Source organism: Variovorax sp. GW821-FHT09A10 (genome assembly GCF_059418385.1).
In genome coordinates this window covers 954,787-974,874 of sequence record NZ_JBWKPT010000001.1, presented here as the reverse complement: position 1 = coordinate 974,874, position 20,088 = coordinate 954,787, and the positions used below count along the sequence as shown (strand labels likewise).

Below are 20,088 nucleotides of genomic sequence, written 5' to 3'. Positions count from 1 at the left end.
AGGTCGCATGAAAAAACTGCTGCTGCCTGCGCTGGTCTTCCTGCTCGCCGGCCTGGCGTGGTCCGCCGCCGGCGCCGTGGACGCGCCGCCGCGCTACACCGTCGTCAAGGTCGACCTGCGCACCGACAAGCTCGCGCTGTTCCTGAACGACGACACCGGCGCCGCCTTCAAGCGCTTCGACCGGCTCGAGACCTGGCTGAAGGCGCGCAACCAGCAGCTGCTGTTCGCGACGAACGCCGGCATGTACCACGCCGACTTCGCACCCGTCGGGCTGCTGGTGCGCGAAGGCCGCGAGGAAGCACCGTTGAATCTGGCCGACGGTGTCGGCAATTTCTTTCGCAAGCCCAACGGCGTGTTCCTGGTGACGGCCCAGGGGCCGCGCATCGTCGAGGCGTCGGAGTACCCGGCGATCGCGGCGAAAGGCGGCGTGCAGCTGGCGACCCAGTCGGGCCCGCTGCTGCTGCGCCACGGCGCGGTGCACCCGGCGCTCATTCCGAATTCGGATTCGCGCAAGACCCGCAACGGCGTGTGCGTGTCGGGCACCACCGCGGTCTTCGTCCTTGCCGAGACGCCGGTGAATTTCTACGACTTCGCGCTGTACTTGCGCGATGTGCTGCATTGCCGCGACGCGCTGTACCTCGACGGCACCGTGTCGGCGATCTATTCGAAGACACTGCAGCGCAACGACTTCGTGCGCGACCTCGGGCCGATGCTGGCCGTGGTGGTGCCCTGAGGCCCGGCTGCCTTTTCACTTCTGCCCTTTCCCCCAGAGCCATGTCCACACCGCTGCCCGTCCTGTCCCTCCTTGAAACCCGTGTGCTCGGCGTGCTCGCCGAAAAGCAGCGCACCGTGCCCGACAGCTACCCGCTCACGCTCAACTCGCTGGTGTCGGGCTGCAACCAGAAGACCAGCCGCAACCCGGTGCTCGAACTCAGCGAGTCGCAGGTCCAGGCTGCCATCGACAGCCTGAAGGGCTACAGCCTCGTGGCCGAGACCAGTGGCGGGCGCGCCTTCCGCTACGAACACAACATCGACCGCGTGCTGCGCATTCCGTCGCAGTCGGTGATCCTGCTCACCGTGCTGATGCTGCGCGGCCCGCAAACGGCCGGCGAGCTGCGCATCGCCTGCGACCGCATGCACAACTTCGCCGACATCTCGTCGGTCGAAGGCTTCCTCAATGAACTCGCCGAACGGCCGGCCGGCGCGCTGGTGGTGAAGCTGGCGCGCCTGCCGGGCGCGCGCGAAAGCCGCTGGGCGCACCTGCTGAGCGGGCCGCCGGCGGAAGAGGTGGCGGGGCCGGGCGCATCGGGCGACGGCGCCTTTGCCACGCCCGGCGACTCGCTCGGCGAGGTTGCGGCGCTCAAGGCCAACGTGGCGCGACTGGAGGCCGAGGTGGCATCGCTGAAGGCGCTGCTGGGGCGCGTGTGCTCGGAGCTGGGCATTTCCCCTGACACACCGGACGCACCCGAGGCCTGATCCTCCCGCTTCACAAAGGCTTCATCCAGCCCGCACATTCGCCGCCTACCGTCGGACCCATTGCGAACCAATGGAGCTCCGACCATGAACCACGGACAAACAGCCGCCTGGCGCGACCCCGCGCCCTTTGACGGCATCACCCGGCGCCTGCTGGGCGGGCTGGCGGCCCTGGCCGGCGTGGCCAGCCTCTACGCCTTTTTCTGGTGGGCCGCCTCGGCCACCGGTTTCCTGCTGTTCGACGGCTGGTGGCACACCTGGCGCGGCCTGGGCACCGCGCTCGCGTTCCGCGACGCCGACTCGGCGTTCTACCTGCTGAGCTGGACGCTGTCTGTTCTTGGCGGCGTGATCGGCTGGGTCGCGCTGGTCGCCCTCGCCGTGACCCATGGGCGTGGCTGGGGCGCGGTGCCGATGTGGGTCAAGGCCGGCTGCCTGCTCGGCGCGGTCGCCGGGCTGGCCTTCGAACCCGGTCGACTGCTGGCGCTGGCGCCGATCGTCGGCGCGGTGCTGTTGATGCTGCGGTCGATGCTGTCAGCGCGCTGAGCCCATCGGCTATCGTCGGCTCCCACGTTGTTTGCGGGAGCCGCATGACCTACGCCTGTCCCCATTGCCGCCAGCCGGGCATCGCCGCCATGGCCAAGCGCCTTTCGAGCCGCGGCTCGCCGGCGGCGTGCGGGCTCTGCGGCAAGCTCTCGCATGTGCTGGCCAGCACATCGAACGGCATCTGGACGGCGGGCTTGCTGATCATCGTGCTGTCGGGCATCGGCACTGCCGCATGGAACATGCCGCCACTGCTGCTGGTCGGCGTGGGCCTGGCGGTGGCCAACAACTTCCGGGCTTGGCGCCGCGCCAAGCTGTGGCCCATCTCGAAGGAAAGTGCCGACGCCGCCAAGAAGGCTGGCTGGCTCGTCGCGGGACTGCTGGCGCTGTTCGGCCTGGGTTCCTGACCCGCGCTCAGGCCTTCGCCGACACCGGCACATCCAGGCTCACCTTCACCGGGTCCATCGTCACCAGCGTGCGAAAGCGCTTGACGTTGTTGCTCTGGAAAAACAGCTGGCGGGTGAGCGCGGTGTATTGCGCCATGTCGCGCACCACGCACACGAGGATGAAGTCCCACTCGCCCGTCACGTAGTAGCACTGCTGCACCTGCGGGCAGTCGCGAAAGCTTTGCTTCATGGCGTCGAGCCGTTCGATCTGCTCGCTCTCGGCCTCGACCTCGACCACGATGGTGAGCGGGTGCCCGAGCGCGGCGGGCGACAGCACGGCGCCGTGGCGCTGGATCACGCCCTCGTCGCGCAGGCGCTTGAGCCGGCGGTTCACCGCCGCCGTCGACAGGTGGATGCGTTCGCCCAGTTCGCCCTGCGAGAGGCGGCTGTCGGCCTGGATCAGTTCGAGCAGGCGCAGGTCGAGGGCGTCGAGGGGTGTCATGGAGAGCGGTGTTCGCGCAAAAACGTTGCGTGGCAGCGGCTCATTTTGCGCACCTGTCCCGCTGCGTTGTCAATAGCATCTCGCCATGAAGTTTCCTGACGCACCCCTGCGCGACCAGCTGGCCGGCTGGCGGCACCAGCTGCACGCGATGCCCGAAACCGGCTTCGAGGAGGCGAAGACCTCGGCCTTCATTGCCAGCGCGCTGCGGGCGCTGGGGCTCGAGGTGCACACCGGCATCGGCGGCACCGGGCTGGTCGCCAGCCTCACGGTCGGCAGCGGGACGGGCGTGATCGGCCTGCGCGCCGAGATGGACGCGCTGGCCATCACCGAGCTGGCGACCGAGCGGCCGTATGCCTCCGTCACGCCCGGGCGCATGCACGCCTGCGGCCACGACGGCCACATGGCGATGGTGCTCGGCGCCGCGCAGCTGCTGCGCGAGCGGCGCGATTTCGACGGCACCGTGCGCTTCATCTTCCAGCCCGCCGAAGAACACGGCCGTGGCGCCCGCGCCATGATGGACGACGGCCTGTTCGAACGCTTTCCGGTCGACGAGATCTACGGCCTGCACAACATGCCCGGCCTGCCCGCTGGCACCTTCGCCACGCGCGTGGGCGGCCTGATGGCGAGCGAGGACAACTTCGTCATCCACATCCACGGCCGGGGCACGCATGCCGCGCGGCCGCACATGGGCATCGACCCGATCGTGATCGGCGCGCAGATCGTGCTGGCGCTGCAGACCATCGTGTCGCGCACGCTCGACCCGGGCGCGCAGGCCGTGGTGTCGTGCACCGAGTTCATCACCGACGGCATCCGCAACGCGATTCCGTCGAACGTGGTCATCAAGGGCGACACGCGCAGCTACGACCCCGCCGTGCAGCGCATGCTCGAGGCGCGCATGCGCGAGATCAGCGAGGGCATCTGCCGCATGCACGGCGCGGAATGCACGTTCAGCTACACGCACGAGTTCGCGCCCACCGTGAACTGGGCCGAATGCGTGCCGACCGCGGTGGCCGCCGCGACGGCCGTGGTGGGCGCCGAAAAGGTCGATGCGAACGTCGCGCCGATGATGATCTCGGAAGACTTCGGCGCCTTCCTGCGCGCCGTGCCGGGCGCCTTCGTCTTCCTGGGCAATGGCGCCGAGGGCGAGCCCGGCGGCACGCCGCTGCACAACGGCCGCTACGACTTCAACGACGCGGTGCTGACGACGGGCGTGCGCTACTTCGCGGAAATCGTGCGCCAGCGGCTTCCCGTGCGCACCGCCGCCTGATCCATTCTTCTTTTCCGGTTTTCTTCCCATGCTCTTCGCCAATCCCCACGCGCAACGGCGCGGCTACGACGCGGCCCTGCAGGCCGTCATGAACATCGCACGCGGCCGCGAGAGCCGCCAGTGGCTGTCCACCTGGGACCGGCTCGCGCCGCAGCCGACGCCGGCGTGGCCGCTGCCCCGGCTCGCGGCGCAACTGGGCATCGCGCAGGTGGTCGTGAAGGACGAATCGCGCCGCTCCGCGCTCGGCAGCTTCAAGGTGCTCGGCGCGCCCGTGGCCTTGCTGCGCCTGGTGCTGCGCCGCTGGCCCGAGCGGGGCTGGACGCCCGCCGACCTGTTCGCGGGCCGGCACGCCGAGGCGCTGCGCGACTTCGTCGTCATCAGCGCGACCGACGGCAACCACGGCCGCGCACTGGCCGCCGCTGCGCAAAGCATGGGCTGCCGCTGCGTGATCGTGCTGCACGCGCAGGTCAGCGAAGAGCGCGAGGCGCCCATCGCCGCGCTCGGCGCCGAGATTGTGCGCATCGCCGGCAACTACGACGCCTCGGTTGAAGAGGCCGCACGCCTGGCCCGGGTGAACGGCTGGGAGGTGGTCTCCGACACCTCCTACGAAGGCTACGAAGAAATTCCGCGCGACGTGATGCAGGGCTACGGCATCCTGGTCGACGAGCTGCTCGAGAACACCGCGCCCGGCGCGCCGAGCCCCTTCACCCATGTCATCGTGCAGGGCGGCGTCGGCGGGCTCGCGGCCGGCGTGGCCAGCCATTTCTGGGAGCGCTACGGCGCCGCGCGGCCGACGCTGATCGTCGTCGAACCCGAGCAGGCCGACTGCCTGCTGCAGAGCGCGCGCAGCGGCCGGCCCGACCGCGCCACCGGCAGCGTCGATTCGGTGATGGCGGGACTGGCCTGCGGCGAGACCTCGCCGCTCGCGTGGCGCTTCCTGCAACCCTCGGTCGATCTCTTCATGACCGTCACCGATGCCGACGCCGAGCACGCCATGCGCACCTTCGCCACCGGCGAGGCGGGCGACGTGCCCGTGCTGGTCGGCGAATCGGGCGCGGCCGGCCTCGCCGCGCTGCAGGTGCTCGCAGCCGATCCCGAACTGGCGCGCGCCGCCGGCCTCGACGCCACTTCGCGCGTACTGCTGTTCAGCACCGAAGGCGCGACCGCGCCCGGCGTGTACCGCGCGCTGACCGGCCGAACAGGCGAAGAAGTCGTGGCGGCGCAGGCGCAATGGCTGCAACGCGAAGGCATGGCCGAAGCCGCGCTGATGGCGCGCATCGACGACCACGCCACCATCGGCGCGACCGCGCAAGGCGGCGTCTGCCGGATCGCGCTCACCGACGCCGACCGCGCGGGCCGCGACCGGCTCGTGCAGTGGATGCGCGACCTGGGCCTCACCGTGCGCATCGACCGCATCGGCAACATCTTCGGCATCCGCCCCGGCCAGCTGCCCGATGCGAAGCCCGTGATGACCGGCTCCCACATCGACACCGTCGCCACGGGCGGGCGCTACGACGGCAACTACGGCGTGCTGGCCGGCCTGGAGGTGGTGCGCTGGCTCAACGAACGCCAGCGCCAGACGCTGCGCCCCTTCGTGGTCGCCGCGTTCACCAACGAGGAGGGCGTGCGCTTCATGCCCGACATGATGGGCTCGCTGGTGCACGCGGGCGGCCTGGCACTCGAGGCGGCGCTCGACACCGTCGCCACCGACGGCGCGCGGCTGGGCGACGAACTCGCGCGCATCGGCTACGCGGGCGACATGGCCTGCGGCGCGCTGGTGCCGCATGCGTTCGTCGAACTGCACATCGAACAGGGCCCGGTGCTGGAGGCCGAAGGCGTCACCATCGGCGCGGTGGCCGACCTGCAGGGCATCTCGTGGCAGGAGATCGTCGTCACCGGCCAGTCGAACCACGCGGGCACCACGCCCATGCACCTGCGCCACGACGCCGGCTACTGCGCCGCCGCCATCGCGGTGTTCGTGCGCGAGCTGGCACGCCGCTACGGCGGCAGCCAGGTTGCGACCGTCGGTGCGATCGACCTGCACCCGAATCTCATCAACGTGATCGCGGCGCGCGCCACGCTCACGGTCGACCTGCGCAACACCGATGAGGCGACGCTGAAGGACGCCGAGGCCGAATTGGCCGAGTACCTGCGGCAGCTCGAAGCGACCGAGGGCGTGAGCATCGAAGCCCGCACGCTGGCGCGCTTCGAACCGGTGCAGTTCGATGAACGGCTGGTGCGCCTCGTCGAGGCCAGCGCGCACGCCCGCGGCCTGAGCCACCGTCGCATGACCTCGGGCGCGGGCCACGACGCGCAGATGATGGCGCGCATCGCGCCCGCCGCGATGGTCTTCGTGCCGAGCGTGCGCGGCATCAGCCACAACCCGAAGGAGCACACGGCGAGCGCCGACCTGGCGCAGGGCGCGAACGTGCTGCTGGACGTGGTGCTGGGCCTGCTGGACGAGGCGCACTGAGGGGTGCGAACTATCGTCCTCATCGGTATCGACGGCATTGACCACTGACCTGCGCGCCTCCGATGATCCGGCGCGATGCAAGCCGCATCGTCATAAAAAACAAGGCGTTTCATGGAACTCAGAGGGATTCTTCGCGCCCGGCTGGCCGCACTCGGCTGCTGCGCGGTGCTGGTGGCACTGTCGGGTTGCGGTGGGGGAGGAGGCGGGGGCGGCGGTGGAGGCGCTGTCTTGCCGATCGCACCGGGGGCTGTGGCACCGCCTCCCACGACAGCACCCGCGGCGGGTCGAACGACCTCGGCCACCATCCAGTCGTCGAAGACCGGCGCCACCTACGAACTGCAGGTGTACCTGCCACCCTCGTACGACAGCAGCGCCGCGCCGCTGCCCATCATCTACGCGCTGGACGCCGATGCCGCCTACAACCCGCCGGGGTTGCGCTTCCAGAACCTGAAGGAGATTCTCGAGCGCCGGCGCGTGGAAGCCATCCTGATCGGCATCGGCGGTACCGGGCGAAGGGGCACCGATTTCAACCTGCCGGGCGCGCTCGCGTACCACGAGTTCCTCACGACCGAGCTGCTCCCGTTCATCGAATCGAAGTACCGGGTGGACACGGGCAAGCGCATCCTCACGGGCCTGTCGCTGGGCGGCAGCATGACGGGCATGGCGCTCTTCCTCGAAGGGGCGGGCAGCACGCTCGCGTTCTCGCACTTCCTGTCCTTCGACGGCGCCTTCGGTTTCCAGAAAGCCGACATCGATGTGCTGGAGCAGCGGATGTACGACGCCCGCAACGGCAAGACGCTCAACGCGACGCTGTTTCTTGCGCGTTGCGGCGACACCACCAGCTGCAACTACGTGCCGGTGGGCGACCTGTACGACAAGCTGCTCAAGCGCGCGTACCCGGGCCTGACGCTCGTGGAGAAGACCTACTCGAAGAGCCACCTCGCGACCGACCTGCCGGCGTTCGACGATGCGATGGCGCTGATCTTCAAGTAGGCGGGCGGCAGGGTGCGGGCACCCTGCGCCGTCAGGCCGGCACCCACCCGAAGAACCGCAGCACCTCGTCGCGCTGGCGCATCGCATCCGCGCGCCCGAGCGCCATGAGCTCGCGCGTGTAGGCCGACTCGAACAGCAGGTAGCTCGCGAGCGCGCCGCCCTTCACGTCGGCCGCGACCTTCGAGCCGCCCAGCAGGTGCCGCACGGCGCCCGGCAGCGCGTCGACGTGGCGCGCCGCGATCATGTCGATGCGCTCCGACGGCGAGATCACCAGCAGGTCGAGCGGGCGCAGCGCACTCGCGGCGCGCGCCTCTTCGGGAATGAGGCCCAGCGTGTGGTTGATGCGGCGCAGGCGCTCGATGTCGACCGCCAGCGCATCGAGAAAGATGCTCGACAGCGCATGGCCGGCGATCTGCGCCATGGTCGGGTAGCCGCTGTGGGTGTTGGGCGCGGCCTCGTCGCGCGGCTCGTGCATGCGGCCCGCGCCGATCACCACGATGCGCTGCGCACCCAGGTGGATCGCCGCCGCGATGGGCGCCGACTGGCGCATCGAGCCGTCGCCGAAGTACTCGGTGTGGCCCGGCGGCATCGGCAGCGCGGTGGCCGGGAACACGAAGGGAATGGCCGACGAGGCCATCAGGTGCGCGTGCGTGATGCGGTCGCGCACCGACAGGCGCTGCGAGCGCACCCAGGGCTCCATCGGTACGGCCGCCTCGAAGAAGGTCACGTGCTCGCCCGAGCTGTAGCTCGAGGCCGTGACCGCCAGGGCCTGCACATGGCCCTGCTGCATGAGTTGCGGCAGGCGGTCCAGCGGCACCAGGCGTTGCAGCAGGCCGGCCAGCGGCGTGTTGTCCAGCAGCGACTTCGGCTTGATGCGCATCCAGTTGGCCGCAAAGCGCCCCAGGCCGAGCAGCATGCGCCAGCGCGCGCCGCTGCCGAGCACCGAGAGCGAGTCGGCGCGGTAGATCTGCTCGGCGCGGAACTCGCCCCACACCTGCGCGATGTGCGCGACCACGCGGTCGAAGTCGTCGGCGCCGCAGGCCAGCGCCGCGGCGTTGATGGCGCCGGCCGAAGTGCCGGTGATGATCTGGAACGGGTTGCCGCCGCCGATGGCCGCACCGGCCGCCACGGCGTCGCGCCGGATCTCGGCGATGGCTTCGAGCACGCCGACCTGGTAGGCGGCGCGGGCGCCGCCGCCTGTCAGCAGCAGGCCGGTGGCGGGGCTTGTCTCGGGCATTGCGTCGGTGTCTTTTCTTCTTCGGCGTTTTTCGGACGGGAAATGAGCGCGTCCCGGTACGGGCTTGGCGGGCGGAATAGACTACCCGCCATTCAGGAGTTTGATCAATGGCACTCACCCCCGACGGGCTCATGGACGCACTCAAGAGCGTCACGGACCCTAACACCGGCAAAGAATTCGCAGCGACCCGCTCGCTCAAAAACCTGCAGATCACCGAGGGCGATGTCTCGTTCGACCTCGAACTGGGCTACCCCGCCAAGAGCCAGCACGCGGCCATCCGCAAGTCGCTGGTGGCCGCGGCCAAGGCCGTGCCGGGCGTGGAGAACGTGTCGGTCAACATCGTCACCAAGGTCATCAGCCATGCGGTGCAGCGCGGGGTGCAACTGATGCCCAACGTGCGCAACATCGTGGCCGTGGCCTCGGGCAAGGGCGGCGTGGGCAAGAGCACCACGGCCGCCAACCTGGCGCTGGCGCTGGCCGCCGAGGGCGCCAGCGTGGGCCTGCTCGACGCCGACATCTACGGCCCGAGCCAGCCCATGATGATGGGCCTGGACGGACGCCCCGAGAGCATCGACGGCAAGAACATGGAGCCCAAGGAGCGTCACGGCGTGCAGGTGATGTCGATCGGCTTCCTGGTCGACGCCGACCAGGCCATGATCTGGCGCGGCCCCATGGCCACGCAGGCGCTCGAGCAGCTGCTGCGCCAGACCAACTGGAAAGACCTCGACTACCTGATCGTCGACATGCCGCCGGGCACCGGCGACATCCAGCTCACGCTGAGCCAGCGCGTGCCGATGACCGGCGCGGTGATCGTCACCACGCCGCAAGACATCGCGCTGCTCGACGCGCGCAAGGGCATCCAGATGTTCGAGAAGGTCGGCGTGCCGATCCTGGGCATCGTGGAGAACATGGCGGTGCACATCTGCTCCAACTGCGGCCATGCCGAGCACATCTTCGGCGCCGACGGCGGCAAGAAGATGGCGGCCGAGTACCAGATGGCCTACCTGGGCGCGCTGCCGCTGGACATCAACATCCGCCTGCAGGCGGACAGCGGCGCGCCCACGGTGGTGTCCGACCCCGACGGCGAGGTGGCCGGGCTCTACAAGGCCGTGGCGCGCAGCGTGGCGGTGGGGATCGCGGAGAAGGCGAAGGACTTCTCGGCGAAGTTCCCGACGATCTCGATCAGCAAGAACACCTGAGGCACAGGCGGGGGCAGGGCGAGGGCCTGGGCAGGCGCCCCGAACGAGAGCCCCCAAGAAGAAAAAGGACGCACGCAATGAACCTGCTCGCCTCGATGCGCTACCTCGTCGCACTCAGCGAGCACAAGCATTTCGGCCGCGCCGCGCAGGCCTGCCACATCACGCAGCCGGCCCTGTCCAACGCGCTGCGCGCGCTGGAAGGCGAGTTCGGCGTCGTCATCGTCAAGCGCTCCCGCGTGTACGTGGGCCTCACGCACGAAGGCGAGCGCGTGCTGGCCACGGCGCAGCGCATGCTGCGCGACAACGAGGTGCTGCTGCAGGAGCTGCGCAGCGAGGCCGGCGACCCGCGCGGGCGCTTGCGCATGGCCGCCGTGCCCACCGCGATCCCGATGCTGTCGCGCTTTGCCGCGATGCTGCAGCAGCGCCATCCGGGCATCGTGCCGGCCGTGCTTTCGATGAGCTCGCAGGAGCTGGAGACGGGCCTGGAGAACCTCTCGGTCGACCTCGCCCTGGGCTACACCGAGCGCATGCACCTGCCGGGCGTCAAGCTCAAGGCCTGGCCGCAGAGCATCGAGCATTACTTTTTGCTGCGGCGCGCGAAGAAGCCTTCGGCCGACCGGCTGCGCATCGGCCGCCCCATCGCCTGGGCCGAGGCCGGCAAGCTGCCGCTGTGCCTGCTCACGCCCGACATGCACAACCGCGCCATCATCGACCAGGCCCTGCGCGAGGCGGGCGTGGCGGCGGTGGCGCCGGCCATCGAGACCAACTCGGTGCTCACGCTCGCGCTGGCCGTGAGCGCGGGCACCGTCAGCAGCGTGCTGCCCGGCGCCATGGTGGCGGCCGTGCGCAGCCACCGCGAACTGGAGGCGCTGCCGCTGGTGGCGCCCGAGGTGCGTACGCCCATCGGCTTCATGACGCAGGAGGGCGTGCGGCCCGCGCGGGCGCTCGATGCGGCGCTGGCCTTCCTGCAGACGCCCGAATGGCAGGCGCAGGCGCGCCAGCACAGCGGCGCGCTCGACGCCGCGTAGCCCCGGCCCACGGGTGCCGACGGCACCTGGATGGTTTACCCTTCGCGCCATCATGAAATCCAAAGCCCAGTTCCGCCTGCGCATCTATCGGGACGACACCATCGCCATCGGCCCCGGCAAGATCGCCGTGCTCGAAGCCGTGGCCGAGACCGGCTCGATCTCGGCGGCGGCCCGCCTGCTCGGCATGTCGTACCGCCGCGCGTGGATGCTGATCGACGAGATGAACCAGACGCTGGCCTCACCCGCAGTGAACACCGCCGCCGGCGGCTCGCGCGGCGGCGGCACGGCGCTCACGCCGGTGGGCGAAGACATCGTGAAGCGCTACCGCGCCATCGAGAACGCCGCACGCCTGGCGACGGCCGCCGACGTTCGCGCGCTCACGCGCCTGCTGGCCCCATGAACGCCGCCGACATCGACCCCGTCGTCTGCCGCCCGGTCGGCATCGTGCGCAGCCGCTTCACCGAGACCTCGGGCATGCCCATCCAGACGGCCGGCGCGCCCGACGAAGTGGGGCGCCTGGAGGTGTTCGCCGAATTCGCACCGGGGCTGCGCGACATCGAAGGCTTCGACTACCTGATCCTCGTCACGCACCTGCACCGCTGCGCGCATGAGCGGCTCGAGGTGGTGCCGTTCCTGGACGACGCCACGCATGGCGTGTTCGCCACGCGCGCGCCCGCGCGGCCCAACCGGCTGGGCCTGTCGATCGTGCGGCTCACGGCGGTGGAGGGCACGACGCTGCATTTCAGCGGCAACGACATGATCGACGGCACGCCCGTGCTCGACATCAAGCCCTACGTGCCACGCTTCGACGTGCGCGAGACCGAGCGCGTGGGCTGGTTCGGCGCGCGGCTCGATCAGCTGCCGCGCACGCGCTCCGACGGCCGGATGGACTGATCGCCGTCGGCTGACGCATCGCCGGCCGCGCCCGGCAGCAGGTCGCCCTGCCAGCACGACCACACGTCCTGCGACAGCGTCTCGCGCGCCTGCGGCGGTGCCTCGCGGATCGTGCCCATGCTGATGAAGCCCGCCAGGTACTCGCCCGGCTGCACGCCGACCTGGCGCACCAGCGTCTCGTCGAAGCAGCGTTCGCCGCTGAGCACGATGGCGCCGTAGCCCAGTTGGTGCGCGGCGGCCAGCAGGTTGCCCAGCGCCGCGCCGGCGCCCAGCCACTGCTCGCGCGCGGGGATCTTGCTGCGCTCGCGCGGCGACACCACGAAGCCCAGCAACAGTGGCGGGCGCGTGGCGTGCTCGCGGGCGCGCCGCAGGTCGGTCGGGCTGGCGAGCGGATCGCGGCGCAGCTTCTCCTGCTCGAAACACCAGGCCAGCGCCTCGCGGTTCTGCGGGCGGAACTCGATCACGCGCCACGGATGCAGCCCGCCGTGGTCGGGCGCGCGCAGGCCGGCCTGGAGGATGGCGTCGAGCTCGTCGGGGTTCGGGCCGGGCGATTGCAGCCGCCGCGGCGAGACCGAGCGCCGCGTCAGCAGGACTTCGAGGATGCGTTCCGCACCCGTCATGTGGCGCCACATCGTTGTCATTGCTCGCGCCGGTCGGTCCACGCGGCGCTGCGGCGCAGCACCTCGCCGATGTCCTGCGCGTCGCCCGGTGCCACCAGGAACGACTGGCTCTCGCCGCCCGGCGCGATGATCGACAGCACGAAGCCGCCGGCGTCCAGCGTGCGCTCGATGCGCCATTCGTGCACCTGCGTCACATGGCGAAGCTCGGGCCTGCCGGAGGTCGAGCGGACAACGGTGTCATGAGGGGAAAGGCGCATGGGGCGGATGGACAAAGTCTCCAACGCTGTATTCGCCAGTATATGAAGACCGGCGCATCCGTGCATCCCCGTGGGAACCAGAAGGCCGCTCATGTAACAATTACGCCGTATCTCAATGAACACGACGACCACTTCTTCGCTCATCACAACCACCGACTGGTCGCCGCTGGTCCTGTCGCTGCAGGTCGCGGCGGTCGCGACCTTGCTGGCGCTGGTCGCGGGCGTGGCGCTGGGCTGGGTGTTCGCGCGCAAGCAGTTCACCGGCTCGGGCGTGCTCGAGGCCGTGTTCATGCTGCCGCTGGTGCTGCCGCCCACGGTGATCGGTTACGCCATCCTGGTGGCGGCAGGGCGCCGCAGCCCGCTCGGCGCCTGGCTGCGCGAGCACTTCGACTACACCATCATCTTCAGCTGGCACGGCGCCGTGGTGGCCTCGGCCGTGGTCGCGCTGCCGCTGGTGCTCAAGTCGGCCAGCGCCGCGTTCTCGAACGTCGACCGCTCGCTTGAAGCCGCAGCCAGCACCTTGCGCCAGTCGCCGTTCTCTGTGTTCTTGCGCGTCACGCTGCCGCTGGCCTGGCCCGGCATCCTGGCCGGCACGCTGCTCGCGTTCGCACGCGCCATGGGCGAGTTCGGCGCCTCGCTGATGGTGGCCGGCTCCATTCCCAAGCAGACCCAGACCCTGTCGATGGCCATCTACGACGCCGTGCAGGCCGGCCACGACGACCTGGCGCTGCTGCTGGTCGTCGTCACGTCGGTGCTGTCGATTGCCGTGCTGGTCGTGTCGAACCGCTTTTTCTCGCTTCGTTGATTTCCACTTTCTAGGAGACTGTGCCCATGCGTCCGTTCCGCCTTCTGTCCCTCGTGCTCGCCCTGGCCCTGCCGCTTGCCGCCGCCGCGCAGCAGATCACCGTGTCCGCCGCCGCGAGCCTGACCGACGCGTTCAAGGAAATCGGTCCCAAGTTCGAAGCCGCCAAGGCGGGCAGCACCGTGCGCTTCAACTTCGCCGCCTCGGGCGTGCTGCTGCAGCAGATCGGGCAGGGCGCGCCGGTCGACGTGTTCGCCAGCGCCGACCAGGAGACGATGAACCGCGGCAACGACCAGAAGCTCATCGACACCGCCACCCGCAAGGACTTCGTCACCAACAGCCTCGTGCTGGTCGAGCCCGCGCAGGGCGCCGTCGGCCTGAAGTCGCTGCAGGACCTCAGCGCCGCCAGCGTGAAGAAGATCGCCGTCGGCAAGACCGCCACCGTGCCGGTCGGCCGCTACACCAAGCAGGTGCTCGACAACGCCAACCTGTGGACCGTGCTCGAACCCAAGTTCGTGCAGGCCGACAGCGTGCGCCAGGTGCTCGACTACGTGAGCCGCGGCGAGGTCGAGGCCGGTTTCGTCTACCGCACCGACGCGGCCGTGGCCGGCGACAAGGTCAAGGTCGCCTTCACGCCCACCGGCCACACGCCCGTGACCTACCCCATCGCCGTGGTGGCCGAGAGCAAGCAGAAGGCGCTGGCCGGCGACTTCATCGCCTTCCTGTCGACGCCTGCGGCCCAGGAAGTGCTCGCGCGCTACGGTTTCGGCAAGCCATGATCGATGTCGATCTGCAGCTCACGGTGAAGGACGGGGCCCGGCGCTTCGACCTTGCCGTGCGCTTCCAGACCGACGTTCCCTTCGCCGCGCTCTATGGCCCCTCGGGGGCCGGCAAGTCGCTCACCCTGCAGGCCATCGCCGGCCTGCTGCATCCGTCGGCGGGCCATGTGCGGCTCGATGGCCGCACGCTGTACGACGCGGCCCAGCGCATCGACGTGCCCGCGCCGGCGCGCCGCATCGGCTACCTGTTCCAGAACTACGCGCTGTTCCCGCACCTCACGGTGCGCGAGAACGTGGCCTTCGGGCTCACCGCGTGGCACCGCCGCACGCTGCCGGCCCGCGACGCCGAGCGCGTGCAGGCGCTGCTGGCCAGCTTCGGCCTCGCCGCGCTGGCCGACAGCCGGCCACAGAAACTCTCGGGCGGCCAGCAGCAGCGCGTGGCCCTGGCACGTGCGCTGGCCTGCGAGCCGCAGGTGCTGCTGCTCGACGAACCCTTCGCCGCGCTCAACCCCATGCTGCGCGCCGAACTGCGCAACGAGCTGGCGCAGGTGCGCAAGCAATGGGGAATTCCGGTCCTGATGATCACGCACGACATCGAGGACGTGCTCGCGCTGGCCGACGTGGCCTTTGTCTACAAGGACGGGCAGGTGGTGCGCGAGATCGACCTGCACAACGCCGACAGCCGCGACTTTGCGCTGCGGGAGATTGCCGGTGTGCAGGAGGTTGAGGAGACGCCGCTGCGCAGCAAGCTGCGGGGTTTGCTGATGGGCGGTGCGCGCGGCTGATGGCTGTGCACGGCCTCGACGCTACAGTCGGGCGATGAAATCAGTCAACGTCTCTTCAGCGCGTTCGAAACCTGCATTTCTGGCGCGAGGCCTGGCATCCTTGGCTGAAGCTCGTCGCAGCGGTGGGTACGTCGACGCGAACGAGCTGATGCGACGCCTCACGGCGAAGCTCGAGCTGGCGGCGAAGCGACAGAAGCCGACGCATCGCTGAGCCCATCATTTCCATTTTGAATCGCCGCATGTCGCGATTCAATTTGACGCCACGCCCCCACAGGCCAACACTGCCGCCATGAGCGAGCAGAAGATCGAGTTTTACAAGGGCCCCGCCGGTGGCTGGGGCGCGTTGCGCAGCGTGACGAATGCGCTGTTGCGGCAGGACATTCCGGTCAAGGGCGCGAAGACGCTGCTCTCGGCCAACCAGCCCGACGGTTTCGACTGCCCCGGTTGCGCCTGGCCCGACCGCAACCATGCCTCGACCTTCGAGTTCTGCGAGAACGGCGTGAAGGCCGTGGCGGCCGAGGCCACCGCGCGGCGCGCGGGCCCGGAGCTGTTTGCCAAGCACACCGTGGCCGAGCTGGCCCAGCAGAGCGATTTCTGGCTCGAGGACCAGGGCCGCCTCACGCACCCCATGGCCTACGACGCGGCGAGCGACAAGTACGTGCCCATCGACTGGGACGACGCCTTCGCGCGCATTGCGAAGCACCTGAACGCGCTGCCCGATCCGAACCAGGCCATCTTCTACACCTCGGGCCGCGCGAGCAACGAGGCGGCCTTCCTGTACCAGCTGTTCGTGCGCGAGTACGGCACCAACAATTTTCCCGACTGCTCGAACATGTGCCACGAGCCCAGCGGCAGCGGCATGCGCCCGCAGCTGGGCGTGGGCAAGGGCACGGTCACGCTGGAAGACTTCGAGAAGGCCGACGCGATCTTCATCTTCGGCCAGAACCCGGGCACCAACCACCCGCGCATGCTCGGCGAACTGCGCGCGGCGTCCAAGCGCGGCGCGCGCATCGTGAGCTTCAATCCGCTGCGCGAGCGCGGCCTGGAGCGCTTTGCCGACCCGCAGGACAAGCTCGAGATGGCCACGCTGGGCTCCACGCCGATCAGCACGCACTACTTCCAGCTGCGCGTGGGCGGCGACTTCGCGGCGGTGAAGGGGATGATGAAGCACGTCATCGAGCGCGAAGACGCGGCGGTGGCGCGCGGCGAGCCTTCGGTGCTCGACCACGCATTCATCGCCGAGCACACCCTGGGTTTCGAGGCGCTGGCCGACGACCTGCGCGCCGAATCGTGGCCGCTGCTGGTGCAGGAGTCGGGTCTGAGCGAAGCGCAGATGCGCGCGGCGGCCGACGTGTACCTGGGCGCCAAGCGGGTCATCGCCTGCTGGGGCATGGGCATCACGCAGCACCAGCATTCGGTGGCCACGATCCAGATGATCGGCAACTGGCTCATGCTGTGCGGCCACATGGGCCGCGAAGGCGCGGGCGCCTGCCCGGTGCGCGGCCACAGCAACGTGCAGGGCGACCGCACCATGGGCATCTGGGAAAAGCCGCCGGCCGCGCTGCTCGACCGGCTGCAGCAGGTGTTCGGCTTCGAGCCGCCGCGCGAGAACGGCGTGGACACGGTCGAGGCGATCCAGCTCATGCTCGACGGCAAGGGCAAGGTGTTCTTCGCGCTGGGCGGCAACTTCGCGGCCGCCACGCCCGACACCTACCAGACCTGGAAGGCGCTGCAGCAGTGCGACCTCACGGTGCACGTGACGACCAAGCTCAACCGCAGTCACATCATCCACGGGCGCGAGGCGCTCATCCTGCCGTGCCTGGGCCGCACCGAGATCGACATGCAGGCGAACGGCCCGCAGGGCGTGACGGTCGAGGACTCGATGAGCATGGTCCACATCTCGATGGGCATCAACCCGCCGGCGTCGGAGCACCTGCTGTCCGAGCCGGCCATCGTCGCGCGCCTTGCTGCAGCCACCATCGGCGCGCGCAGCAGGACGCCGTGGCTCTGGCTCGTCGAAGACTACGCCCGCATCCGCGACAAGATCGAAGCCGTGTTCGACGACTTCAAGGACTTCAACGCGCGCGTGGCGCACCCCGGCGGCTTCCGCCTGCGCAACACGGCGAGCGAGCGCGTGTGGGCCACCGCGTCGAAGAAGGCCGTGTTCTTCACGCACGCCGTGCCGCTGGACACGCACGCGCACCGGGCCCGCGCGCGCTTTGCGTCGCAGCGCGATACGCTGGTGTTCACGCTGCTCACCACGCGCTCGCACGACCAGTACAACACCACCATCTACGGCATGGACGACCGCTACCGCGGCGTGTTCGGCCAGCGCCGCGTGGTGTTCATCCACGCCGACGACATCCGCCAGCTCGGCATGAAGGACGGCGACTGGGTCGACATCCAGACCGTGTGGAGCGACGGCCAGGAGCGCCGCGCCGACCGCTTCAAGCTGGTCGCGTACGACATCCCGCGCGGCAACCTCGCGGCCTACTACCCCGAGACGAATCCGTTGGTGCCGCTGTCGTCGGTGGCCGAGAACGCGGGCACGCCGACCTCCAAGTCGATCCCCGTGGTGCTGTCGCTGCATGTGGCGCCGGTCGCGGCGCAGGCTGACGCCGTGGCGGCATGAGCGATTCCGGGTTCGACGCCGACGCTTTCTCCATCGCGATCCTGCGCGCGCTCGCCGAAGCACCGGGCGAGGGCGGCATGTCGCTGCCGCGCCTGGGCAAGCGGCTGGGGCAGGGCGCGAGCGTGGTCATGCGCCAGCTCACGCTGATGGGCGATGCCGCACTGGGCGGCGTGCGCGGACCGGGCTGGGTGCGCGTGGTGCAGCTGGACGATCGCTGGGTCGCGCACCTCACCGACGCCGGGCGCGCGGTGGTCGAGCGCCTGCCGGCTGACGAAAAACCCGGCTGAGCGGACAATGGCCGCGGCCATGACAGACACCCCCGAACCTGACTCCCTGCCACCCCTCGCACGGCATGCCGTGCATGTCTTCGGCGAGCGCGGCCTCGCGCCCGAGGGCGTGGTGCGCGACGACACGCTGGCCGCCGAGGTGCCGGTGGCGCTGGTGTTCAACGGCGTCTCGCACGCGGTGATGATGGCCACGCCGCAAGACCTCGAGGCCTTCGCGCTGGGCTTTGCACTCAGCGAAGGCATCCTCGACAGCGCCGCCGATTGCCGCGGCATCGACGTGCGAACGGTCGAAGCCCTCGATGCGGGCCTGCCCGAAGGCATGCCGGGCATCGAGGTGCAGCTCGAAGTGTCCACGCGCAGCTTCGAACGCCTGAAGGACCGCCGCCGCAGCCTCGCGGGCCGCACCGGCTGCGGCGTGTGCGGCGTCGAAAGCTTCGCGGGGCTTGACCTGTCGCCGCAGCGCGTGCCGCCGCGCGACTGGATCGAACGCATCGACCTGGCCACCGTGTTGCGCGCCTTCGCCGCCATGCCGCCGCGCCAGGTGCTCAATGCCGAAGCCGGCGCGATCCACGCGGCGGCCTGGGCCACGGTCGACGGCGAACTCACCGACCTCATGGAAGACGTCGGCCGTCACAACGCGCTCGACAAGCTGCTCGGCGCGCTGGCGCGTGCGAATCGGCTGCAGGAGCCAGGCTTCGTGCTGATGTCCAGCCGCGGCAGCCACGAGCTGGTGCGCAAGTGCGCGCGCCTGGGCATCGCGGCGATGGCGACCATCTCGGCGCCGACCGCGATGGGCGTGCGCATGGCCGAGCTCAGCGGCCTGCGTTTCTGGGGGCTGTGCCGCGCGCCGCGCGGCGTGCTTTACGCCAACGGGCTCGGTGCGCCGAGCGCCAGCACCGCGTCGGCCACGGCCTCGATGCCCTGATCCGAGAGGTCGGTTGCTCCCACGCGCTGGCGCTTGGCCCACGCGCGAAAGTGCGTTTCCTGCGACTTCTGGTAGTGCGGGTCGTAGTGCAACGACATCAGCTCGGCGAACAGGTGCGGCAGGTCGGCCTCGTGGGCCCACTGCTGCCAGCGCGTCACCGTTTCCTTGCCCTGCAGTTCCTTGAGCACGCCCATCTTCTCGGCGAGCGCCGCGCGGTCGTCGCCCAGGTAGGCGTAGTCGCGCAGCAGGTAGGCCAGCCGCGCCTCGGGCGTGGCTTCCACCTCGATGCACGGCGCGGCGCGCATCTGCGCCACCAGCGACAGCGGCAGCGACAGCCGTCCGATGCGCACGCTCTCGCCCTCGACATACAGCGGGCGCGAGAGGTCGATGGCTTCGAGCACGGTCGCGATGCGCGTCTCGAACTGCTTTTGCGACGGCTGCGCCACGCCCGGCAGCGCGCCGAGCAGCGAGCCCTTGTGGTTGGCGAAGGCTTCCAGGTCGAGCACCTGCGCGCCGCGTTCGGCCAGCGCGTGCAGCACGCGCGTCTTGGCGCTGCCGGTGGCGCCGCAGACCACGCGCAGGTCGAGCTGCGGCGTCAGCGCATCGAGCTGCGAGATCACGTGGCGGCGAAAGCTCTTGTAGCCGCCCGCGAGCTGCTGCGCGTCCCAGCCCACGAGCCGCAGCCAGGTGACCATCGAGCCGCTGCGCATGCCGCCGCGCCAGCAGTAGACCAGCGGCTTCCACTTCTCGGGCCGGTCGGCCAGCGTGTCGCGCAGGTGCGTCGCGATGTTGGCCGCCACCATGGCCCCGCCGATGCGGCGCGCCTCGAAGGCGCCGGTCTGCACGTAGACCGTGCCGACGATGTGGCGCTCTTCGTCGTTGAGCACGGGGCAGTTGATGGCGCCGGGGATGTGGTCGAGCGCGAACTCGGCGGGCGAGCGGGCGTCGATGATCGAATCGAAGGCGTGGCGGTCCGCCACCCGGACGGGCTGGCGATGACTCATGGCTG

Annotated in this window: 23 protein-coding genes and 1 pseudogene; 19 read left to right on the top strand and 5 right to left on the bottom strand. The window is 69.9% G+C overall.

Annotated features, from left to right (window positions below):
* Positions 1–7: 7 nt before the first annotated feature.
* The 4 genes from AC07Q9_RS04650 to AC07Q9_RS04635 all read left to right on the top strand — a co-directional run bounded on the left by AC07Q9_RS04650 (position 8) and on the right by AC07Q9_RS04635 (position 2,420).
* Positions 8–733 carry a phosphodiester glycosidase family protein gene (locus tag AC07Q9_RS04650; RefSeq protein WP_495307681.1) on the top strand — a complete coding sequence of 242 codons (726 nt, stop codon included), beginning with the start codon at positions 8–10 and terminating at the stop codon, positions 731–733.
* A gap of 41 nt (positions 734–774) precedes the next feature.
* Positions 775–1,476 (top strand): YceH family protein, encoded by a 702-nt coding sequence (locus tag AC07Q9_RS04645; RefSeq protein WP_495307680.1) that lies wholly within the window; start codon positions 775–777, stop codon positions 1,474–1,476.
* A gap of 84 nt (positions 1,477–1,560) precedes the next feature.
* Positions 1,561–2,016, top strand: a complete 456-nt coding sequence (locus tag AC07Q9_RS04640; RefSeq protein WP_495307678.1) for a hypothetical protein — start codon at positions 1,561–1,563, stop codon at positions 2,014–2,016.
* 44 nt (positions 2,017–2,060) lie between these two features.
* On the top strand, positions 2,061–2,420 hold the full coding sequence (locus AC07Q9_RS04635; RefSeq protein WP_489059691.1) for a hypothetical protein: 360 nt from the start codon (positions 2,061–2,063) through the stop codon (positions 2,418–2,420).
* 7 nt (positions 2,421–2,427) lie between these two features.
* Here AC07Q9_RS04635 and AC07Q9_RS04630 read toward each other — a convergent pair whose 3' ends face one another.
* On the bottom strand, positions 2,428–2,901 hold the full coding sequence (locus AC07Q9_RS04630) for an Lrp/AsnC family transcriptional regulator (protein WP_495307675.1): 474 nt from the start codon (positions 2,899–2,901) through the stop codon (positions 2,428–2,430).
* 85 nt (positions 2,902–2,986) lie between these two features.
* Here AC07Q9_RS04630 and AC07Q9_RS04625 point away from each other — a divergent pair, with 85 nt between their 5' ends.
* The 4 genes and pseudogenes from AC07Q9_RS04625 (at position 2,987) to AC07Q9_RS04610 (ending at position 7,634) form a co-directional block, all read left to right on the top strand.
* Positions 2,987–4,168, top strand: coding sequence for a M20 aminoacylase family protein (locus AC07Q9_RS04625; protein ID WP_495307673.1), 1,182 nt, complete (start codon positions 2,987–2,989; stop codon positions 4,166–4,168).
* Positions 4,169–4,196: 28 nt separating this feature from the next.
* Positions 4,197–5,396: pseudogene (locus tag AC07Q9_RS04620) on the top strand (diaminopropionate ammonia-lyase); the annotation flags it as partial.
* A 21-nt stretch (positions 5,397–5,417) separates the two neighbouring features.
* Positions 5,418–6,641 (top strand): M20 family metallo-hydrolase, encoded by a 1,224-nt coding sequence (locus tag AC07Q9_RS04615; protein ID WP_495308221.1) that lies wholly within the window; start codon positions 5,418–5,420, stop codon positions 6,639–6,641.
* A 111-nt stretch (positions 6,642–6,752) separates the two neighbouring features.
* Complete coding sequence (locus AC07Q9_RS04610; protein WP_495307671.1) at positions 6,753–7,634, top strand: alpha/beta hydrolase; 882 nt, start codon at positions 6,753–6,755, stop codon at positions 7,632–7,634.
* A 31-nt stretch (positions 7,635–7,665) separates the two neighbouring features.
* Here the strand turns inward: AC07Q9_RS04610 and AC07Q9_RS04605 are convergent, their stop codons facing one another.
* On the bottom strand, positions 7,666–8,871 hold the full coding sequence (locus AC07Q9_RS04605; protein WP_495307669.1) for a patatin-like phospholipase family protein: 1,206 nt from the start codon (positions 8,869–8,871) through the stop codon (positions 7,666–7,668).
* A gap of 107 nt (positions 8,872–8,978) precedes the next feature.
* Between AC07Q9_RS04605 and apbC the strand changes: the two genes are divergently transcribed.
* From apbC to tsaA, 4 genes are all read left to right on the top strand, one after another.
* Entirely contained in the window at positions 8,979–10,070 is a 1,092-nt protein-coding gene (apbC, locus tag AC07Q9_RS04600; RefSeq protein ID WP_495307667.1) for an iron-sulfur cluster carrier protein ApbC, read from the top strand.
* 77 nt (positions 10,071–10,147) lie between these two features.
* Positions 10,148–11,098: a LysR family transcriptional regulator gene (locus AC07Q9_RS04595; RefSeq protein WP_139700229.1), complete on the top strand. Its 951-nt coding sequence runs from the start codon at positions 10,148–10,150 to the stop codon at positions 11,096–11,098.
* A 52-nt stretch (positions 11,099–11,150) separates the two neighbouring features.
* The gene (locus AC07Q9_RS04590; protein WP_062478989.1) at positions 11,151–11,498 is read left to right on the top strand and encodes a winged helix-turn-helix domain-containing protein; all 348 of its coding nucleotides are present in this window, start codon (positions 11,151–11,153) and stop codon (positions 11,496–11,498) included.
* A complete protein-coding gene (gene tsaA / locus AC07Q9_RS04585) occupies positions 11,495–11,992 on the top strand; it encodes a tRNA (N6-threonylcarbamoyladenosine(37)-N6)-methyltransferase TrmO (protein WP_159274924.1) in 498 nt (165 codons plus the stop codon). The genes AC07Q9_RS04590 and tsaA overlap by 4 nt, the downstream gene beginning before the upstream one ends.
* Here the strand turns inward: tsaA and AC07Q9_RS04580 are convergent.
* A complete protein-coding gene (locus AC07Q9_RS04580) occupies positions 11,953–12,633 on the bottom strand; it encodes a nitroreductase family protein (protein ID WP_495307665.1) in 681 nt (226 codons plus the stop codon). The two genes, tsaA and AC07Q9_RS04580, sit on opposite strands and share 40 nt — an antisense overlap.
* On the bottom strand, positions 12,630–12,869 hold the full coding sequence (locus AC07Q9_RS04575; RefSeq protein WP_070061480.1) for a hypothetical protein: 240 nt from the start codon (positions 12,867–12,869) through the stop codon (positions 12,630–12,632). The genes AC07Q9_RS04580 and AC07Q9_RS04575 overlap by 4 nt, the downstream gene beginning before the upstream one ends.
* 115 nt (positions 12,870–12,984) lie before the next feature.
* Between AC07Q9_RS04575 and modB the strand changes: the two genes are divergently transcribed.
* The 7 genes from modB (at position 12,985) to fdhD (ending at position 19,079) form a co-directional block, all read left to right on the top strand.
* A complete protein-coding gene (gene modB, locus AC07Q9_RS04570; RefSeq protein ID WP_495307663.1) occupies positions 12,985–13,674 on the top strand; it encodes a molybdate ABC transporter permease subunit in 690 nt (229 codons plus the stop codon).
* Between the two features lie 26 nt (positions 13,675–13,700).
* Positions 13,701–14,450, top strand: coding sequence for a molybdate ABC transporter substrate-binding protein (modA, locus tag AC07Q9_RS04565; protein ID WP_495307661.1), 750 nt, complete (start codon positions 13,701–13,703; stop codon positions 14,448–14,450).
* The gene (locus tag AC07Q9_RS04560; RefSeq protein ID WP_369644450.1) at positions 14,447–15,235 is read left to right on the top strand and encodes an ABC transporter ATP-binding protein; all 789 of its coding nucleotides are present in this window, start codon (positions 14,447–14,449) and stop codon (positions 15,233–15,235) included. Before modA ends, AC07Q9_RS04560 begins: the two co-directional genes overlap by 4 nt.
* A 34-nt stretch (positions 15,236–15,269) precedes the next feature.
* Positions 15,270–15,446 carry a hypothetical protein gene (locus AC07Q9_RS04555; protein ID WP_495307658.1) on the top strand — a complete coding sequence of 59 codons (177 nt, stop codon included), beginning with the start codon at positions 15,270–15,272 and terminating at the stop codon, positions 15,444–15,446.
* 78 nt (positions 15,447–15,524) lie between these two features.
* Positions 15,525–17,867 (top strand): FdhF/YdeP family oxidoreductase, encoded by a 2,343-nt coding sequence (locus AC07Q9_RS04550; protein WP_495307657.1) that lies wholly within the window; start codon positions 15,525–15,527, stop codon positions 17,865–17,867.
* Entirely contained in the window at positions 17,864–18,154 is a 291-nt protein-coding gene (locus tag AC07Q9_RS04545) for a hypothetical protein (RefSeq protein ID WP_495307655.1), read from the top strand. The genes AC07Q9_RS04550 and AC07Q9_RS04545 overlap by 4 nt, the downstream gene beginning before the upstream one ends.
* Positions 18,155–18,173: 19 nt before the next feature.
* Positions 18,174–19,079: a formate dehydrogenase accessory sulfurtransferase FdhD gene (gene fdhD / locus AC07Q9_RS04540; RefSeq protein ID WP_495307652.1), complete on the top strand. Its 906-nt coding sequence runs from the start codon at positions 18,174–18,176 to the stop codon at positions 19,077–19,079.
* Here fdhD and mnmH read toward each other — a convergent pair.
* Positions 19,016–20,083, bottom strand: coding sequence for a tRNA 2-selenouridine(34) synthase MnmH (gene mnmH / locus AC07Q9_RS04535; protein ID WP_139700243.1), 1,068 nt, complete (start codon positions 20,081–20,083; stop codon positions 19,016–19,018). The two genes, fdhD and mnmH, sit on opposite strands and share 64 nt — an antisense overlap.
* Positions 20,084–20,088: the final 5 nt, after the last annotated feature.

Excerpts from the sequence above, each read along its gene's own strand:
- AC07Q9_RS04630 (WP_495307675.1), bottom strand. The coding sequence starts at position 2,901 with ATGACACCCCTCGACGCCCTCGACCTGCGCCTGCTCGAACTGATCCAG.
- modB (WP_495307663.1), top strand. The coding sequence starts at position 12,985 with ATGAACACGACGACCACTTCTTCGCTCATCACAACCACCGACTGGTCG.
- AC07Q9_RS04595 (WP_139700229.1), top strand. The coding sequence starts at position 10,148 with ATGAACCTGCTCGCCTCGATGCGCTACCTCGTCGCACTCAGCGAGCAC.
- AC07Q9_RS04625 (WP_495307673.1), top strand. The coding sequence starts at position 2,987 with ATGAAGTTTCCTGACGCACCCCTGCGCGACCAGCTGGCCGGCTGGCGG.
- AC07Q9_RS04580 (WP_495307665.1), bottom strand. The coding sequence starts at position 12,633 with ATGACAACGATGTGGCGCCACATGACGGGTGCGGAACGCATCCTCGAA.
- tsaA (WP_159274924.1), top strand. The coding sequence starts at position 11,495 with ATGAACGCCGCCGACATCGACCCCGTCGTCTGCCGCCCGGTCGGCATC.
- AC07Q9_RS04615 (WP_495308221.1), top strand. The coding sequence starts at position 5,418 with ATGGCCGAAGCCGCGCTGATGGCGCGCATCGACGACCACGCCACCATC.
- mnmH (WP_139700243.1), bottom strand. The coding sequence starts at position 20,083 with ATGAGTCATCGCCAGCCCGTCCGGGTGGCGGACCGCCACGCCTTCGAT.
- AC07Q9_RS04550 (WP_495307657.1), top strand. The coding sequence starts at position 15,525 with ATGAGCGAGCAGAAGATCGAGTTTTACAAGGGCCCCGCCGGTGGCTGG.
- AC07Q9_RS04545 (WP_495307655.1), top strand. The coding sequence starts at position 17,864 with ATGAGCGATTCCGGGTTCGACGCCGACGCTTTCTCCATCGCGATCCTG.
- AC07Q9_RS04590 (WP_062478989.1), top strand. The coding sequence starts at position 11,151 with ATGAAATCCAAAGCCCAGTTCCGCCTGCGCATCTATCGGGACGACACC.
- AC07Q9_RS04645 (WP_495307680.1), top strand. The coding sequence starts at position 775 with ATGTCCACACCGCTGCCCGTCCTGTCCCTCCTTGAAACCCGTGTGCTC.
- AC07Q9_RS04650 (WP_495307681.1), top strand. The coding sequence starts at position 8 with ATGAAAAAACTGCTGCTGCCTGCGCTGGTCTTCCTGCTCGCCGGCCTG.
- AC07Q9_RS04635 (WP_489059691.1), top strand. The coding sequence starts at position 2,061 with ATGACCTACGCCTGTCCCCATTGCCGCCAGCCGGGCATCGCCGCCATG.
- AC07Q9_RS04555 (WP_495307658.1), top strand. The coding sequence starts at position 15,270 with ATGAAATCAGTCAACGTCTCTTCAGCGCGTTCGAAACCTGCATTTCTG.
- modA (WP_495307661.1), top strand. The coding sequence starts at position 13,701 with ATGCGTCCGTTCCGCCTTCTGTCCCTCGTGCTCGCCCTGGCCCTGCCG.
- AC07Q9_RS04610 (WP_495307671.1), top strand. The coding sequence starts at position 6,753 with ATGGAACTCAGAGGGATTCTTCGCGCCCGGCTGGCCGCACTCGGCTGC.
- fdhD (WP_495307652.1), top strand. The coding sequence starts at position 18,174 with ATGACAGACACCCCCGAACCTGACTCCCTGCCACCCCTCGCACGGCAT.
- AC07Q9_RS04575 (WP_070061480.1), bottom strand. The coding sequence starts at position 12,869 with ATGCGCCTTTCCCCTCATGACACCGTTGTCCGCTCGACCTCCGGCAGG.
- apbC (WP_495307667.1), top strand. The coding sequence starts at position 8,979 with ATGGCACTCACCCCCGACGGGCTCATGGACGCACTCAAGAGCGTCACG.
- AC07Q9_RS04605 (WP_495307669.1), bottom strand. The coding sequence starts at position 8,871 with ATGCCCGAGACAAGCCCCGCCACCGGCCTGCTGCTGACAGGCGGCGGC.
- AC07Q9_RS04560 (WP_369644450.1), top strand. The coding sequence starts at position 14,447 with ATGATCGATGTCGATCTGCAGCTCACGGTGAAGGACGGGGCCCGGCGC.
- AC07Q9_RS04640 (WP_495307678.1), top strand. The coding sequence starts at position 1,561 with ATGAACCACGGACAAACAGCCGCCTGGCGCGACCCCGCGCCCTTTGAC.